The 15,995-nt window shown below is 32.0% G+C and carries 15 protein-coding genes and 1 pseudogene; 11 read left to right on the forward strand and 5 right to left on the reverse strand.

Annotation, left to right across the window (positions count from 1 at the left end; translation table 11 throughout):
* The first annotated feature begins 146 nt into the window (after window positions 1-146).
* The 4 genes and pseudogenes from JFT95_RS28865 to JFT95_RS28880 all read left to right on the forward strand — a co-directional run bounded on the left by JFT95_RS28865 (window position 147) and on the right by JFT95_RS28880 (window position 3,809).
* Complete coding sequence (locus tag JFT95_RS28865; RefSeq protein WP_201054031.1) at window positions 147-629, forward strand: DUF5065 family protein; 483 nt, start codon at window positions 147-149, stop codon at window positions 627-629.
* Between the two features lie 82 nt (window positions 630-711).
* A pseudogene (locus tag JFT95_RS28870) lies at window positions 712-1,309 on the forward strand (IS6 family transposase); the annotation flags it as partial.
* A gap of 897 nt (window positions 1,310-2,206) precedes the next feature.
* Entirely contained in the window at window positions 2,207-2,812 is a 606-nt protein-coding gene (locus JFT95_RS28875; RefSeq protein ID WP_201054032.1) for a recombinase family protein, read from the forward strand.
* A 10-nt stretch (window positions 2,813-2,822) separates the two neighbouring features.
* Window positions 2,823-3,809: a tyrosine-type recombinase/integrase gene (locus JFT95_RS28880; RefSeq protein ID WP_201054035.1), complete on the forward strand. Its 987-nt coding sequence runs from the start codon at window positions 2,823-2,825 to the stop codon at window positions 3,807-3,809.
* A 163-nt stretch (window positions 3,810-3,972) separates the two neighbouring features.
* Here JFT95_RS28880 and JFT95_RS28885 read toward each other — a convergent pair whose 3' ends face one another.
* Complete coding sequence (locus JFT95_RS28885) at window positions 3,973-4,404, reverse strand: helix-turn-helix domain-containing protein (protein WP_201054037.1); 432 nt, start codon at window positions 4,402-4,404, stop codon at window positions 3,973-3,975.
* A 483-nt stretch (window positions 4,405-4,887) separates the two neighbouring features.
* Between JFT95_RS28885 and JFT95_RS28890 the strand changes: the two genes are divergently transcribed.
* The 5 genes from JFT95_RS28890 to JFT95_RS28910 all read left to right on the forward strand — a co-directional run bounded on the left by JFT95_RS28890 (window position 4,888) and on the right by JFT95_RS28910 (window position 9,263).
* Window positions 4,888-5,496 carry a DUF3967 domain-containing protein gene (locus JFT95_RS28890; protein ID WP_002204370.1) on the forward strand — a complete coding sequence of 203 codons (609 nt, stop codon included), beginning with the start codon at window positions 4,888-4,890 and terminating at the stop codon, window positions 5,494-5,496.
* Window positions 5,497-5,655: 159 nt separating this feature from the next.
* The gene (locus JFT95_RS28895) at window positions 5,656-5,922 is read left to right on the forward strand and encodes a hypothetical protein (protein ID WP_002204371.1); all 267 of its coding nucleotides are present in this window, start codon (window positions 5,656-5,658) and stop codon (window positions 5,920-5,922) included.
* Window positions 5,923-6,835: 913 nt separating this feature from the next.
* Complete coding sequence (locus tag JFT95_RS28900) at window positions 6,836-7,234, forward strand: helix-turn-helix transcriptional regulator (protein ID WP_201054038.1); 399 nt, start codon at window positions 6,836-6,838, stop codon at window positions 7,232-7,234.
* Window positions 7,235-7,839: 605 nt separating this feature from the next.
* Window positions 7,840-8,286, forward strand: coding sequence for a MarR family winged helix-turn-helix transcriptional regulator (locus JFT95_RS28905; protein ID WP_000817662.1), 447 nt, complete (start codon window positions 7,840-7,842; stop codon window positions 8,284-8,286).
* A gap of 32 nt (window positions 8,287-8,318) precedes the next feature.
* On the forward strand, window positions 8,319-9,263 hold the full coding sequence (locus JFT95_RS28910) for an acetyl-CoA carboxylase carboxyltransferase subunit alpha (RefSeq protein ID WP_016091897.1): 945 nt from the start codon (window positions 8,319-8,321) through the stop codon (window positions 9,261-9,263).
* Between the two features lie 307 nt (window positions 9,264-9,570).
* On the opposite strand, the gene JFT95_RS28915 is transcribed toward JFT95_RS28910, so the two are convergent.
* The 4 genes from JFT95_RS28915 to JFT95_RS28930 all read right to left on the reverse strand — a co-directional run bounded on the left by JFT95_RS28915 (window position 9,571) and on the right by JFT95_RS28930 (window position 14,605).
* Window positions 9,571-11,019 (reverse strand): serine hydrolase domain-containing protein, encoded by a 1,449-nt coding sequence (locus JFT95_RS28915; protein ID WP_078422374.1) that lies wholly within the window; start codon window positions 11,017-11,019, stop codon window positions 9,571-9,573.
* 313 nt (window positions 11,020-11,332) lie between these two features.
* Complete coding sequence (locus JFT95_RS28920) at window positions 11,333-12,040, reverse strand: IS6 family transposase (RefSeq protein WP_201054039.1); 708 nt, start codon at window positions 12,038-12,040, stop codon at window positions 11,333-11,335.
* Window positions 12,041-12,546: 506 nt separating this feature from the next.
* Complete coding sequence (locus tag JFT95_RS28925; RefSeq protein ID WP_201054040.1) at window positions 12,547-13,878, reverse strand: relaxase/mobilization nuclease domain-containing protein; 1,332 nt, start codon at window positions 13,876-13,878, stop codon at window positions 12,547-12,549.
* 16 nt (window positions 13,879-13,894) lie between these two features.
* Window positions 13,895-14,605, reverse strand: coding sequence for a hypothetical protein (locus JFT95_RS28930; RefSeq protein ID WP_201054041.1), 711 nt, complete (start codon window positions 14,603-14,605; stop codon window positions 13,895-13,897).
* A gap of 251 nt (window positions 14,606-14,856) precedes the next feature.
* On the opposite strand from JFT95_RS28930, the gene JFT95_RS29790 reads away from it, so the two are divergent.
* Together JFT95_RS29790 and JFT95_RS29795 are read left to right on the forward strand one after the other, a co-directional pair.
* Complete coding sequence (locus JFT95_RS29790) at window positions 14,857-15,036, forward strand: hypothetical protein (RefSeq protein ID WP_242487656.1); 180 nt, start codon at window positions 14,857-14,859, stop codon at window positions 15,034-15,036.
* Window positions 15,037-15,164: 128 nt separating this feature from the next.
* Complete coding sequence (locus JFT95_RS29795; protein ID WP_307838422.1) at window positions 15,165-15,485, forward strand: hypothetical protein; 321 nt, start codon at window positions 15,165-15,167, stop codon at window positions 15,483-15,485.
* Window positions 15,486-15,995: the final 510 nt, after the last annotated feature.

Consider the following 15,995-nt stretch of genomic DNA (forward strand, 5'->3'; position numbering starts at 1 on the left):
AAAATTTAATACAACCTTATTTATATTATAAAAAAAGTAACTAATTTACTTTTTTATAATATATTTAAAATAATATACAATTCGTTATATTATTATATTAAGTTATTAGCAATTGTTAATTATGAAAATAACTAGGGGGAATAATAATGAAGTTAGGAAAATTAGTATTAATTGGAACATTAGCATTAGGTAGTGTAACAGCAGTTGGAGCATTTGATGCAAAACCAGCGGCAGCAGCTACATCAGTACAAAAAGCAGCTGTAACACAAGATGACTGGGGTATTATAAATACAAATATTTTGTATGAGTACATTCAACCAATGCCTGCTGAATACAAAAAACATATTATGTCTAGATACAAAACTGGAAATATCTTCACAGTTGTTACAGACTGGTCTAGCTCTTTAACTGCAAATGACCAAGTGAAAATTTTCCTTGTACTAGATGATGGACAATTAGCTCGTATTAAAACAATCAACTGGACAAATGAATTTGATTACAGCGCAAATAAGCAAATTGCAGTATTCCAAACGCAAATCACTGACGCTTATGGCCCAGGTAAATACGTTGCAGTTTCTTATATTCACGGCAAACATTTAAGGAGCGATTTCTTTACTATTAATCAGTAATACTATTAACCGGTTCCTTAACGTACAGAGAACCGGTTAATTTGTGTCTAAATGTATAATGATTCTGATGCAAATATATGAAGAAGAACGCGGGCTATCCCTTGCTCATACAACTATCATGCGATGAGTTCATCAATATGGTCCCGAATTAGATAAGCGAGTACGACGTCATCTTAAGTCAAGCAATGATTCTTGGCGAGTCGATGAGACGTATGTGAAAGTCAAAGGCTGATGGACGTACCTATACCGTGCTGTTGATTCAAAAGGAAATACAATTAATTTTCATTTAAGTAAAACAAGAGATCATAGGACTGCAGAAAGCTTTGCAGTCTTTTCATGTTTCAAAGCCCTGTGTGATTACAGTAGATAAAAATCCGGCCTATCCTATAGCGAGTGAAGAGTTGAAGAAAGAGTAAAAGATGCCTGTAGGCATCCAAATAAGGCAGGTAAAATACCTTAATAACATTGTAGAGTAAGATCATCGTTTTATTAAAAAGAGAGTTCGTTCAATGTTAGGATTGAAATCTTTTCGTACAGCTAAATCTATTCTTTCAGGAATAGAAGTGATGCATATCATTAAAAAAGGCCAACTTATTTTACGGGACAAGTCTGTCCAAAATAAAATAAAGTTTATTCATCAACTATTCGGAATGGCTGCAATCTTTGCACCAAAACCATAAATTTAGACTTAATTATTTCTCCATTTTTCATTTAAGACGAGTTTCTTCTATTATATAGTTTACTTTAATAAATGATTAAGTTGAATACATTCCAAATGCTCACCCTCATGATTTAACTACAACAGTCTCTTCATCTTCCCTCTGATACACTATTCCTTTCCCTATACTATTTCTCAGCATATTCACAAAATCATCTGCGGGCAACCTAATTTTGTTCTTCTCTACTAAAAATATTCGTTGTTAATTTTAAAGCTACACCACCAAATATCGAGATTTCCAAGTCCCCTCTGGTACCTCAATCGTCCCTTTACGTCTTTGACTATTTTCAGACCAGGAAGTTATTTTATTCGTGGCTTGTTTCATAGCTTCATCATTATTGAGGCATTTTTATTTTCTATTTTATCTTGCGAAACAGCAAAAGCGTATGATACTGAAAAGAAATTCCAAATTAAAAAGGTACATACGAAACTAAGCAATCCAATCTTATGAATATTTGTCATTTGATATCATTCCTTTCTATATTTTTCAGAACTGCGCACTAAAGCGTTTTCTATGTTTTTTTACTTTCTATGTTTTTTTACTCTCTTTCCTTTTTTACAATTTCACCCCCATCTCATTTTAACTTAGCATATTAATTGAATCTTTAATGATTCATTTTTTCACCTATACTAGTTAAAGAATATACAGTGTAGGAATAAATCTATAAAAATATTTTAATAAACTCTAAATTCCACATATCAAAAGGTACACCTTTTTTAGTACAGTAAACTCTATTAAATTTAGTGCTTCAAAAGGTTAAAAAACACACCTTTGAAGTACTAAATAATTAATGACACCTTTTGAAGTATTTTTGTTATAATTTCATTAGAAGCAATTTTGAAGGGATGTCTATTTATTTTGAATACAAGAAAATTCGGATATATAAGAGTCAGTAGCAAAGACCAAAATGAAGATCGGCAACTCGAAGCAATGAAACAACTCATCACTGACGAACGAGATATTTTTGTCGATAAGCAAAGCGGAAGAGACTTTAACCGTGAACAATACCAACTTGTAAAACGCATGTTAAGAAAAGACGATATTTTATATATTCATTCCCTGGATCGTTTCGGGAGAAATAAAGAAGCTATCCTTCAGGAATGGAAAGATATTACTCAAAATATACAAGCTCATATTGTCGTATTAGACATGCCACTTTTAGATACAACTCAATATAAAGATAGTTTAGGGAATCTTATTACTGATTTGGTACTTCAAATCTTATCGTGGCTTGCTGAAGAAGAACGGACGAAAATAAAAACTCGCCAACGTGAAGGCATTGAAGCTGCAAAGAAAAAAGGTAAGCATTTGGGTAGACCCAAAACTGAAATAACTCAGGAATTTATTGATGTATATAACGATTGGAAACAAGGAAAGATCACAGCGCTATGGGCCATGAAAAAGTGTAATATGACAAGTCCTACATTTTACAGAGTAGTCAAAAGGTATGAGGATAAGGAGTGAAAAATATAACATGACTTCAAAAGAGACCCAACATACAATAGAAGGCTTTTCCTCTTATTTATCAAACAAAGGAAGAAAACCTTCTACAATCAAACGATACATCTACGATGTGGAAAGTTTCATTCAATGGCTGCACCAATCAAAAAGGTTTACTAACGATAATATTTGGGAGTCACTACAGAAAAAAGATTTCGAATCATTTTTTTACTATTTAAAAGTCGATCGTCAATACTCCGATAAAACTGTACACCGTATATATATTGTTTTAAATAGGTTGTACGAATACTTAGATTTACCGAGTACGATTGAAGGAATTATTCATATAGATCCACCTGATCGAGCATTACGTAGGGAGGATTTCGTTTCTTTCCAGGAAGAGAAACACTTAAAAGAAGTTATTTCTTCACTAGAAGGCCTTACAGAAAAACAACAATCAACACGCCCCATGATCTTAGAGCGAAATATTTCTATCGTTACATTACTCTTGGACTATGGATTATCTTTAAAAGAGCTTGTTTCTTTACGAATGGCACACGTTCATTTCGGAAAGAATACTTTATCCATTCCTAAAGACTCAAAAGTAAATAGAATCATTTATTTGAAGGAAGAAGATAAATTACACTTATACAATTACTATAAACTTATCCCGGAACCTGTACGCCCTAAATATCACAGCAATAATCCACTATTTATTGCTTTTGATTTTACACGTAGGACATATCATTGGAGTTATCAAGATGATGCACCAAAATTCTTAACTGAAATCTCAATACAGAAAATGATTCGTTTAGAGGTGAAACGTGCTAATCTTCGAAAGGGAATTTCTGCCCAACATTTTCGAAATACCTATATTTTAAGAAGAATTCAAGAAAACAATACACCTGAAAAAATTATGCAGCAAATTGGATTTAAATCTAACTTGTCATTAAAAAGATATTACGATTATTATAAATTCTCTATAGCAAATACAGACTCACATCTATCACTTAATGTGTAATTTTTACACATCTAGAGGTATCACCAACATTTTCGAAAAAAAACGCTAAGTAAAAATGTAATAAGCTGTCCATATGGACAGCTTATTTACATAATTATCGTTAGCGGAAGTTAAATTTATGAATGTTTATTAAGCAATCAAATCTGTTTGTGGAATCTCCCACTTACTTTTTTGTTTCACCTTTTTTGTTCCCTTGTGGAAAAAGAAGAGAAATAAGGTACAAGAAGGCTGCTGTTGCAACTGCTGACCAACTAATGGATATCCAATCAATTCCATCATGTTTGATCATACTAGCAATTACAATCCCGATAAGAATACCTAAACTGGTTAAAAGGTATGATTTCCAATTTAAATCTGTCGATCTTTTACTATCTTGAATTATTTTTTCTTTCAACTCTCCATCACTCCTTAATAATTCATCGATTGTGATCCCGAATAAATCACTTAAATCGATAATCACTCCAATACTGGGATAGTTTTTACCTGTTTCCCACTTTGAAACTGATTGACGGCTAACATGTATTTTTGTAGCAAGGTATTCCTGTGACCAACCTTTCTTTTCTCTTTCTTTTTTTAATTTATCTCCAAAAAACATATTGTTTATCGCCCTTTCTTATTTCAGTATTGTTGAATTGGATGACTAAAGTAAAGATAGTTATAGGCACATTAAAGGTGCAACAAAAGGTTGCACCTTTAATGTGCCTTCAAATGGCTTGTTTGTTTAATTGTATTATCCATCTATAACAAATTTTACCATAAAAAGAACCGTTTTTTATTTGCTACTCAACTTTTATTTTGTATATCTTATTCATGGTTTGTTAACATAACGTCTCATTATCGGTAGCAATAGTAAAGGAGGAACCCTTGTTTTTATGGGGTTCTTTTTTCTTTTTTAGTGAAATTGATATACATGATTTTATACATGGTTGATGTAGCGGGGATTCTAGGGATTCCCGCTATTCTTTTTTTGCATAAAATCTTGTATACAGAAAAAAGAATTTGAAACAAGTGATACGTGAATTATTAGGAAAAAGGGTATATCATTGCTATAGCGAATATATTTTTGAGGTGAGACGCTATGAAGACGCTATATAGTCCTGGCGAAGTGGCAGAGCAATTAAATATCCAATCTAGCACATTACGTAAGTATGCTGATGTACTCGAAAAGGAGGGTTATACCTTCATTAAAAATGAACGTGGGCATAGGAAATATAGAGAAAGCGATGTAATGGTATTCCGTAAGGTCATAAACCTGAAGAACGACACAGATATGACATTAGAAAACGCCACAAAGCAAATAGTATCATGGCATCAAGGCGTTGAAGTATTGCCATTAGAGCGGCATGAAGTTGAGCGCTATGAAGAACCGGATTTCAACGCTACAACGCTACAGACGATGCTTCAAGATCAAAACGAGGTCATTGAAAAGCAAAATGAATTACTACAAGAATTAAGCAAACGTTTAATTGAACAAGACCAGCGATTTGCACAAAGAGAATCAGAATTATTGAGCGCTATACAAACGATACAGGAATCCCAGGTGCTTATAGCGACAAATTCTAGCGAGGATGTGGCGAAGAACCAAGGGCGTGATGAAATGCTTATGCAAACAATAAGAGAAGTCCAGGAAGTTAAGAAGATGATTGCCGCAAGTAAAGATAAGAAATGGTATGAGTTTTGGAAATAATCTTTTACAAAAGTAAAGCTTAGAGTCATATGAGAACTCTAAGCTTTTTTGGATACTACCGATAAGTGGTGTTATGGTAACTTTATATGTGCAGAATATATAATGTTAATTATTTTAAATATGTTAATATGGAATAAAATGTATTGAAGGGGAAGCTAGATGAAGCAAATTTGGGGCTATATTTCATTAGCATGTTTATTAGTATCAATTTGTTCTTTTATTTGTTTTGTAAATGGATTTAGATTTGAATATAGTGTAATGAATCAGGTTATTTTAGTATTAGCACCATCGCTTGGATTATTAGGAACTATGTTTTTTGGATTACTATCCCCCGAAACAAAAGTAAAAAGAATAGTGGTTTGGATTTTGAGAGGATTTACAGTTTATATTTTTCTATTTTTAATTATTAATAATGTTTTAAGATAGATCTTTTATATAATAGATAAAATAAAGAAGATATTGATTTTTGATTCAATATCTTCTTTATTTATAGTGTTTTGAATGTATACTTTTTTGGTTAAATTTGAGGATATTAAGGTAATCGAGATGAAGTCAATGTTTAAGGGGAAATGAAAGTAAACTAATATTTAAAAGTTTACATTGGATATTTTAATTTTTATATTTTGAGGTCTTTTTAAATTTTAAGTTAAAGCAAAGTATATTGTGGGGTACCGCCAGCATTTCGGAAAAAAACCAGGCTAAGAGTATGCAAGATTTTATACAGTTTTTTGGCTAATCCAGTAACAAACGAGAACTCTAAAACTCACGCCAGGATAGGAATGTATAATAGGATAGATTGGTAATTCATCTTCTTGAGTTGGCCTATTCGGATTTTGATGTGATCTGAATAGGTTCTTTTTTTATTATTTCCGGATGTTTTAAGGGAAAATATGGATAAAACCTAATAAACACTATATAATAATAAACGGGAGGGGATAAAAATGCTAGATCAAATTACTTGGGGAACGCCGGCCAGCTTATTATGCTTAGGATTCTTCTTTGCGGGGTTGGGAATCTTCTTAAAAAGTATTACGTCATATACGAAAAATAAATAAAAGCTTTAAAAAAACACAAAATTTCCGTTTAGGGGATACTTTAAAATTTTAGGTTGATGAGCAGGGGGACTACTCCTATATATCTTTTTGAATAACTGCCGATAACGATAATTATGTAAATAAGCTGCCCATATGGACAGCTTATTTTATTTTTTGCTTAGCGTGGTTTTTTTCCGAAATGCTGGCGGTACCCCATTGTGAACTATTGGTTTACATGTATAGAACTGATAGTTTCTTTATTTTTTATTGTTTTATGTGTAATAATTTTTTAAGAGGTGAAGGGGATGAGTTTAGGTCAACAATTAAAAAAGTTTCGTGAATCACAAAATCTTTCCCAAGAAGATGTAGCGAAAAAAATTGGAGTAACTAGACAAGCTGTTTATAAATGGGAGAATGATAAAAGTTATCCTGATATTGATAATTTGATTATTCTTAGTGAGTTTTACAATGTAACACTAGATGATCTGATAAAGGAAAATGATAGTTTCAAAAAAAAAATAAAGATTGATGATAAAAATTACGTTAGTTTCTATATAAGTTTTATCTTAATATTTGTAGGGATATGTATAAAATCATCATTAGTCTTTGGATTAGGAATTTTATTGCCTATATTTTATGATAGTTTTAAAAAAATGATTAGCTCTATTATTGGTGAATTTAAGTCAATAATTAAAGGGAATTGAGTTGTTTATAAAAAAAGAAGTATAGAATAGAATGTTTTTCTATGCTTCTTTTTAATGTAAATTTTTATTCAAAAGTTTACTTTCAATCAGAAAAGGTTAGATTCTTTAATATAGTTTCACTTGAACCATAGATCTCAAACCTAAAAACAAGGGGGGACTGAAAAAATGTGTTTTTACTAGATGCATATTAAAAAAGATAAGCATAAATTATATTACGTTTTGGTAGAATCCTCTCATCTTTGAATAGGACTTAAATCTTAATAATAGATTTGAGTCCTATTGGGGTTCAGCCGCATGCCCATCAACTTAAGAATTTAGAATTCCCTCCCAAAATTATGAGTTTTTTGTTACAAGTTATCACAAAATTTCGTTTTTGGGGTAGTTTTATTTTCTTAGCTTGATTGCGATGAGCGGTACCCCATAAAGGCCCCTGATACATAATTGATGTTCTTCCATTTGTAGAAAACAATCCACTTATACCATTTTAACAAGAAGAAATATCTCGTCCATGTTGTAATATTGGCTTACGTTAAGCTTGTGAAAAAATCATATTCATGTATAATACAATTGATGTATGATACATTAGTCGTAGGAGGGTGACCTTTTTGAAAAGAGAAGATGCCTTAAAACTAAGAACAGATATTAAGAAAATGATTATAATAACTGGGGTTTTTGAATCTCAAAATTTGCCCAATGGACCATTTGAAAAACCTTTACCAACTTCTCAAATGATGGCGTTAGAGGAACTAGAGGTGGAAAAATTAACTGTTTGGCAACTATCCAATAAACTTAGATTAGAGACTTCAACTGTAAGTAGATTGGTAGATAAGTTAGTAAAAAAGGGGCTTATTTATCGTGAAGTAAATGAAAAAAATAGAAGAGAACTTTTTCTGCACCTCACAGAAAAAGGTCACATAACTGTTAATTGCTTAAGAGAGCAATCCATTACATTTTATCAAAGTATTCTCAATAATTTATCAGAATCAGAACAAAAAATAGTTGTGGATGGTTTTGAATTATTTATTGATTCTATTTCTAAGCCTTTTGATTAGAGTGAGGTAAATCATAACATTTGGAGGATAAAATGAGTTTGGATTTTGAACGTCCTATTATTGAATTAAAAGAGAAATTTGATGAATTAAAGAAAATTATGAAAGAAAATAATGTAGATTTATCGTCAGAAATTCATGTATTAGAAAAACGTTTAAATAAAATGCAAGATAAAATTTATTCTAATATTACACCTTTTCAACGAGTTCAAATTGCAAGGCTACGTAACCGGCCCACGACATTGGACTATATACCTTTATTGTTTACAAACTTTCTCGAACTTCATGGTGATCGATTATATGGTGATGATAAAGCAATGATAGGTGGTATTGCAAAATTTAAAGGGATGCCCGTTACGGTTATTGGTCATCAAAGAGGTAGAAATACAAAGGAAAGTATAGAAAGAAATTTTGGAATGGCACATCCAGAAGGTTATAGAAAAGCGCTAAGACTTATGAAACAAGCTGATAAATTTAATCGCCCTATTATTACATTTATTGATACAATAGGCGCCTATCCAGGGAAAGGGTCTGAAGAACGTGGAATTTCTGAAGCGATAGCTCGAAATCTATTTGAAATGGCTACACTTAAAGTGCCAATTGTTTGTATTGTAATTGGAGAGGCATCAAGTGGTGGAGCTCTTGGCATTAGTGTCGGTAACCATATCCATATGTTAGAGTATTCATGGTACTCGGTAATTTCGCCAGAAGGAGCAGCATCTATCCTATGGAAGGACGCTAAGTATGCTCCAGAAGCTGCTGAACATATGAAAATTTCAGCAAAAGATTTAAAACATTTAGGAATTATTGATGAAATCATTCCTGAAATTAAAGGTGGAGCACAAAATGATATAAAATCACAGGCAAAAATGATTGAATCTGTAATCGAATCATCTCTAAAAAAATTGATACTATTATCCTCGGAAGAGCTTATACAACAGCGATATGAAAAGTATAGACAAATAGAGAATTATAAATGAAAATATTTAAAGTCCGTATTACATTTCGGGGTTCTGGTGCAAATAAAGGATACATTCCAAAAAACAATGAGGATTCCTACCGGATGTACAGAGATAATAAAGTTGTTTAATTTACAATAAAGTCATTTAAAAAATAATATAGTAGTTTAAAAATCCTTCTTCTACTAACGAGGCAGGTTAGTGGAAGAAATAGCAAGTGGGTTTAACTAGGAGAAGTGTCGATGACATTACAGAAGACACCGAGGTGTCTTCTGTTTTTTAAATTAAGGATATCGATAAATTAAGATTTATTTACTTAACATTGTACTTATTTTCGGACCGAGGCATCTAATCGGTGAGTATATACAAACCAAGTAATGCTTGCTGTTAATAATGTTGACGAAATTAAAGCTGTAAGAACACTATATGTTTGCCAAATAAGTATCGTTGACCAATCGAAGGCAAAAAACATTATACACTGGGCAATCGTAGCGATTAGGAAAATAATTGTTACGATTGTTCTCTTTTTTGTCATTGGCTGCTGCTCATTCGTTTTCCTTTTTCTTAATCCTAAGAAAAATAACAGAACGGCTAATAGGCAAAGAATAATTGTGGTAGACGACAAAATGATGTCCAAAAGCTGTGTGCCACTTATCTCATATGACTGAGTTAGATTGCCGTTTAATATATTTTTAACTTGTAGTACCAGGTTTATATTGGTATTTGCGCCGTTGCTCAGTAAGCAGATGGCTGTTCTTTCATTTGGCAGTATGGCTACTTTGGTACTAAAATTTGGATTACCCCCAGTGTGTTCTATAAACGTTTGTTCGGCGTTTACCGACCAACCTGCCGCATAATACATATCATTGACAGCCGAAACAGACATATCACCCCTATGTGATTTTTCGATGGCCCTGTGAAATATTTCGGGTATGTCCTGCACGATACCCATCTGTATGCCCATCCAACGCGCCATATCTTTTGTATTAGAAATGATATAGCCGGCAGGTTTATTCCCAGTATAATCCGGAGCGTTAAATGGAGTTGTTATAAAAAAGGAAGAACGGTAACCCTGTGCTAACTGTCCAGTGGCTTGAGCATCTTCTTTATAAACATACGTCTGGTGAAGACCTAAGGGTAGAAATACCTGCTCCTTCATAAAGTCTTCATAGCTTTGTCGTGATACAATCTCAATAACCAAACCCAATACGTCATAATTAACGGTTCCATAGTTATATTGTTCACCAGGAGAGAACGCCAATTCTGCATCTACCAGCGTTTCCACAGTCTTTTGCAACATATCAGGCGTATTACCTTGTGGAATATTTTGAAGATGTCTAATATTTGTTAGGCCGCTGGTATGGTGAAGAAAGTTATTTAGTGTAAGGTTTTGCATATCAACAGGTTTACCTTGATACTTTAACGTAAACCAAGGTAAATATTTTTGGATAGGGTCAGTCATTGATAGCAGCCCTTGCTCTTCCAATAGCAAAATCCCCATACCAGTAAAAGCTTTACTCACCGAGGCCAACTCATAGAGTGTATTTTCACTTGCAGACAGTCCCTTTTCAAGATCTGCATACCCAGAAGAAAAGTAGAACACTTCACCATCAGCAAGTATTGAGAGTGACATTCCAGGCACACCTGACGTACGACAGGCATCATCTAGCAATGCTTGTATTGCCACAGATTTCGAATCTGACAACGCATAACTTTGTGTTGCGAATCCTGAGAATAATATAAATATCGTTAATACAAAAACAATAGTCTTTTTCATACACTCTCCTTTCTGAAGAATTATAAGGGTATAAATAACTTATTTTTATAACTATAAACTAAATTCTGATTTATATTTCTATTTATCTATATAATATCAAATAATTGTGAAGAGTTACACTTAAACTAACGGGGGCGTTAGTTTAATAAGAAGTAAACAACTTTATTATTCATTTTTTAAGCATTACATAAGCAGATGGATATAATTTGAAACAACTTTAAAGAGCCTTGCTGCATATAGAATGTAGTAAGGCTCTTATCTTTTTTAATCAAAATTCAATAACTTTATTATCACTATACACCGGAATCGTTCTTTACGCTGTTAATCCAAATAATTGATGAATGAATTGTTTTTGATTTTGAACAGACTGATCCCGTAAATCAATCTGTTCTTTTTTTATCATATGCATGGCTTCTACTCCTGCAAGAATAAATGTAGCTGTGCGAAAAGATTTAAGTCCTAACATAGAGCGTATACGTTTTTTAATGAAACGATGGTCTTGCTCTACGATGTTATTTAGATATTTTATCTGCCTGATTTGAATGCCTAACGGCATTTTTTTCTCTTTCTTCAACCCGCTGATAGCAATGGGATAGGCGGGATTTTTATCAACTGTGATTGCACGAGGTTTTGAAACATGAAAAGACCGCAAAGCCTTCTTGAAGAATCGCTTTGCAGCCTTATGGTTTCTAGATTTACTGAGATAAAAATCAATCGTGTTCCCTTCAAAATCAACGGCACGATATAGGTACATCCATTGTCCTTTTACTTTTATGTACGTTTCATCTACTCTCCAGGAGTCATTCGTTTGTTTGAGATGACGTCGAATTCGCTTATCTAACTCCGGCCCATATTGATGGACCCACCGCATAATCGTTGTATGAGCCAAGGATATTCCTCTTTCCTCCATCATTTCTACCAAATCACGAAAACTAAGATTGTACCGTAGGTACCAACGTACAGTTAATAGAATAATATCTGGCTGATAGTGCTTCCATTTAAACAAAGTTTCCTTTTTCATACTGATCACACACCCTTTTGTAGAGTAATAGTATCAGTATGTCCAAGATTTACAGATTCATTGCACAAGTGTTATATTTTTTGCACTAGAACCCTTTATTCTCTTTTACTTTATTTCTGCACCAGAACCGGTGTTTTAAAGACTTGTACTTGTCTATGGTTCAAGTATAACCAAAACACAACTGTTTTTCTATGAAAAAGCGATCCTTTCATCCCATGCCTAAAGGCGGACTAAAGTCCGATAGGGGCTTTCCCATATCGCGAATTCTGTAATCAGTAGCTCTCTCCCAATCATTTTCACGCTACCATTCAATAAAATATTTGAATGCCTCTTCCATAAAAAATATATGTATTTAGGATTTTTATCTAGTTTTATACTCGCTTCACGAGCCGTTAAGACCTCATTCCATATGTATGACAAAAATGTTCCACCTCCCAGCGTTTGAATTTATTTATTACATCTACCAAAAGCTATACAATATCATTTTTTTGATGTGCTATAACTTTTTATCTTTCATTTTCTTTTCTACGCTGTTGCTGCTGTCTTTGTTGCTCTTGTCTATTTACTTCTACTTCTTTTTCTTTCCCTAAACTTCCATAAAGTAAATTTCGTTCTTTTGTCATTACTGACAACTTATAATGTAATTCAGCTTCATCAGTTATACCATAATTCTTTTTTAGATAGTTCATATCACGCTTGGCAACATCATACTGTTTAAATTCATGATAATGCTCTTGCTTAAATGCCATTTTATTTTCAGCTTTTTTATACGCCACGATTAAAGGATGACTCTTTTTATACGTTTGGAAACAGCCCTTCATTTTCTTTAATTTAAAAATTTCATTATCAATACCTAAAAGTTTCTTTTCAAAGCTGTCAATTAACGCTTCCTTATTTGCTTCAATTTCATCAAGTTCCGTAAGTGAAACATTTAGATTATATAGCTTAGAGCTTAATTCATTTAAGTAATTAATATTTTGTTTGGTAGCCCACTTTTGAAGCCCCTTATTATTATTAAATTTCTCTTGTGATTTATCTATCCATTGTCTGTTAATTATACTTGTGTTGATCGATGAATAACCTTTGTTTTCTATTCTGTATTTGATAGAGGATTCAAGGTAATTAAACCCCATTGTTTTAGTACGCATAAACTTCCCTGACTTCGGATTCTTAAACGATAGATATTTTCCTTGTTTATGCTCATATCCTTCTTTTTGCATGAAGCCTATAAATTCAGCAAACGAATTTGATTTTGATATGTTCTTATCAATTGTTTCTTCTAAGTTTCCTTTGAAGGATTTCTTCTTTGATCTAGCTACATATTCGTTAAAAGCTAAATATTTTTTTCTTTTTTTTCTTCCTTTTCTTCCTTCTTCGATTATCGACAAACCATATTTTTCAGAAATTTTATCATTTTCTTCACGTAATCTATCTAAAGAATTTACACGCTTGGAATCGAACATTTTTAAGTTATTAAAATCAATATCATTGAAAATAATATGATTGTGTAAATTATCTGTTTCTGTATGTGTAATTACTGTATATTGATGATTGCCCTTCAGATAATTATCAGCAAACTCTATTCCGTATTGATGAACTTGCTCTGGCGTTAAATTATCGTCACTATCAAACGATTGTATTATCATTCTAGCACTCACGTTTTTATTACTTTTATTCTCTTCATTGTAGTCAAATAAAATACCTTTGAAATCTCTCTCTATTGATTCAATAGAGCATTCATAAGATGTAACTAATCCCTCGTTTGTTTTGTGGTCTTGCATACTGTAATTAATGACAGCTTTCAAGTCTTTGACTTTTTGTATTTTTATAATAGACATTGTAATCAGCCCTTAATTAATAAATTTCATATTCATCTAATATATCTTTCAGTTCAAACCAATCATCATCCGAAAAAACATTATCGAGTTTAGATAACTTAAATTTCAATTTCTGTGCAAAAATAAAAATACTATCGGCCAATTTTATTAATTGGTTATCATCTAACTTGTATAGCGTATCACCATATAAATATTGCCATACATATTCTATTACTCCTTTACCTTGTTCAGGCGAGTTTTCAATACATTCTATAATATAAACAAAATCTTCTTTTATCATCTCATACACTTCTTCTAATACTAATTTCTTTGGTATCTCTATTTGATTTTCCGATAGTGATTTGATTAATTTTTCCTTTTGTTTTTTACTCAAGCTATCGCTATTAAACTTGGTTTTTAAATCAAGTAATCGGTCATATTCTGTATTCATAATATTTATGATTTTCTTCTGATTAACTCTAAGGAAATCAATATCATTATCCGTGTAAATTCCGTCTGTATTGATCCTTCTAATTAAGCTATTTATATTCTTTCCAATATAATTTATTTCTTTAGTTAAATCTCTATAAGCTTTCATATCCACTTCAAGTTTGAAAAATGATTTTGCACTAGTAATTAGAAATGCTGAAACATTTTTATATCCTAATTCAGTTGCTTTATTTTTTATATAATCTTTTTCCTCATGCTCTAAAGACATTTGCAAATATGTTGTTCTTCTTTTAGCCATAATACACACCCCTTTTTTAAAAAAATCGAGCGAAGTGACAACAAATATATAAGTGATTTTGCAAAAAATCGCTTATATATTTGTAAAGGTCGTAGGAATCTCCTACCAAGTCAAAAACGTAGTTTTTGGGGTTTGTCATGACAAACCCGTAGCTTGCCCTTTGCTAAAACCTTAATATTTCTTTCTGAATATTATATCATCTTTCATCAATATATGGGATAATATGTTAAATGATTTATAAGGGCGTTGATATGTACATGGTGACTGTAGATGAGAATACACAAATCGCAATGGAAGTCGTAGCACAAACCTTAAAATTATCGGAGCAAACTTTATTACGTATTTTAGAGGCATTGACAAAGTTAATGGAAAATAAAGAACAAGAACCAAAAGATTATGTACTTGATGACAATACTAAAGTTGGTAAATAAAAAATTAGCGAGCTTATTAATAAGCATGAAAAAACGGTGGCGTAGTTGCTTTAGATGAAAATTTAACAAAGTAACAATTACGTGATTATCAAAAAGAATTAAAAAAATTAGGCGTGTATTTTTCTGTTGTGAGAAATGGTAAAGAGGATTATTCTTTCTTCTTTTCCGCAGCACAAGCAAATGTAATTGAAAAAGCATTAAAAAATGTTGTTGAAAGAAAAATTGCAGTATTAGAAAAAGAAGAAGTAAAACAAGCTGAAAAAATTTTTAAAAAAATTCGTAAAGATTTAACAATAGAGCAAGCTGAAAAAGTAAAAGAAATCTACGACGAAATTTCTACATCAGAAAATAAAGAACCAAAAGAAAATAATATTAATTATGATCGTTTGTCAAAGCAAGAAAAACTTCTGTATTCAAAATTAGAAGAGCTTGACGAAATCAAAATGTAGCTTTGTAAAAAAGATCGATTGTTTAAAATAAAGATTGATAATTTGTAACAAATATCCCATTAAAAAAATGTTTTAGACTATAGGCGTACCACCAACATTTTAACGAAAATATACGCTAAAGATATGCAGGATTTCATGCAGGTTGCGAGAACGGTTTGGACTGCCAAATGCTGTTGTAACAGGAATGTATGAAATCCTGCATATAGGGAAGGGAACGGAAAGCTGGAAACCTCTTGGTATGAATGGTTTTCCATGATTTGGTTACTGCTGATAACATGTATTATATAAATTAGTTAACTGGGAAATACCATGGTATCAGTACTTTTGTTATTACCTATGAATAAGAGGTATTCATAATTTTATACATTGGCTTAAAACCGCCATTTTCAGCACCTCATCACCGTTATTTCCTGCATAAACTTAATATTGTTAACTATCTCTATTTTCGTTCGCTGTGTTCGTTTGTTTTGTTAGACCTTAAATCGAATTGCAACTACATTCTTCTTATTT

The sequence above is a fragment of the Bacillus sp. TH17 genome (assembly GCF_016651125.1).
Lineage (GTDB): Bacteria > Bacillota > Bacilli > Bacillales > Bacillaceae_G > Bacillus_A > Bacillus_A mycoides.

Excerpts from the sequence above, each read along its gene's own strand:
- JFT95_RS28865 (WP_201054031.1), top strand. The coding sequence starts at position 147 with ATGAAGTTAGGAAAATTAGTATTAATTGGAACATTAGCATTAGGTAGT.
- JFT95_RS28880 (WP_201054035.1), top strand. The coding sequence starts at position 2,823 with ATGACTTCAAAAGAGACCCAACATACAATAGAAGGCTTTTCCTCTTAT.
- JFT95_RS28885 (WP_201054037.1), bottom strand. The coding sequence starts at position 4,404 with ATGTTTTTTGGAGATAAATTAAAAAAAGAAAGAGAAAAGAAAGGTTGG.
- JFT95_RS28890 (WP_002204370.1), top strand. The coding sequence starts at position 4,888 with ATGAAGACGCTATATAGTCCTGGCGAAGTGGCAGAGCAATTAAATATC.
- JFT95_RS28895 (WP_002204371.1), top strand. The coding sequence starts at position 5,656 with ATGAAGCAAATTTGGGGCTATATTTCATTAGCATGTTTATTAGTATCA.
- JFT95_RS28900 (WP_201054038.1), top strand. The coding sequence starts at position 6,836 with ATGAGTTTAGGTCAACAATTAAAAAAGTTTCGTGAATCACAAAATCTT.
- JFT95_RS28910 (WP_016091897.1), top strand. The coding sequence starts at position 8,319 with ATGAGTTTGGATTTTGAACGTCCTATTATTGAATTAAAAGAGAAATTT.
- JFT95_RS28915 (WP_078422374.1), bottom strand. The coding sequence starts at position 11,019 with ATGAAAAAGACTATTGTTTTTGTATTAACGATATTTATATTATTCTCA.
- JFT95_RS28920 (WP_201054039.1), bottom strand. The coding sequence starts at position 12,040 with ATGAAAAAGGAAACTTTGTTTAAATGGAAGCACTATCAGCCAGATATT.
- JFT95_RS28925 (WP_201054040.1), bottom strand. The coding sequence starts at position 13,878 with ATGTCTATTATAAAAATACAAAAAGTCAAAGACTTGAAAGCTGTCATT.
- JFT95_RS28930 (WP_201054041.1), bottom strand. The coding sequence starts at position 14,605 with ATGGCTAAAAGAAGAACAACATATTTGCAAATGTCTTTAGAGCATGAG.
- JFT95_RS29790 (WP_242487656.1), top strand. The coding sequence starts at position 14,857 with ATGTACATGGTGACTGTAGATGAGAATACACAAATCGCAATGGAAGTC.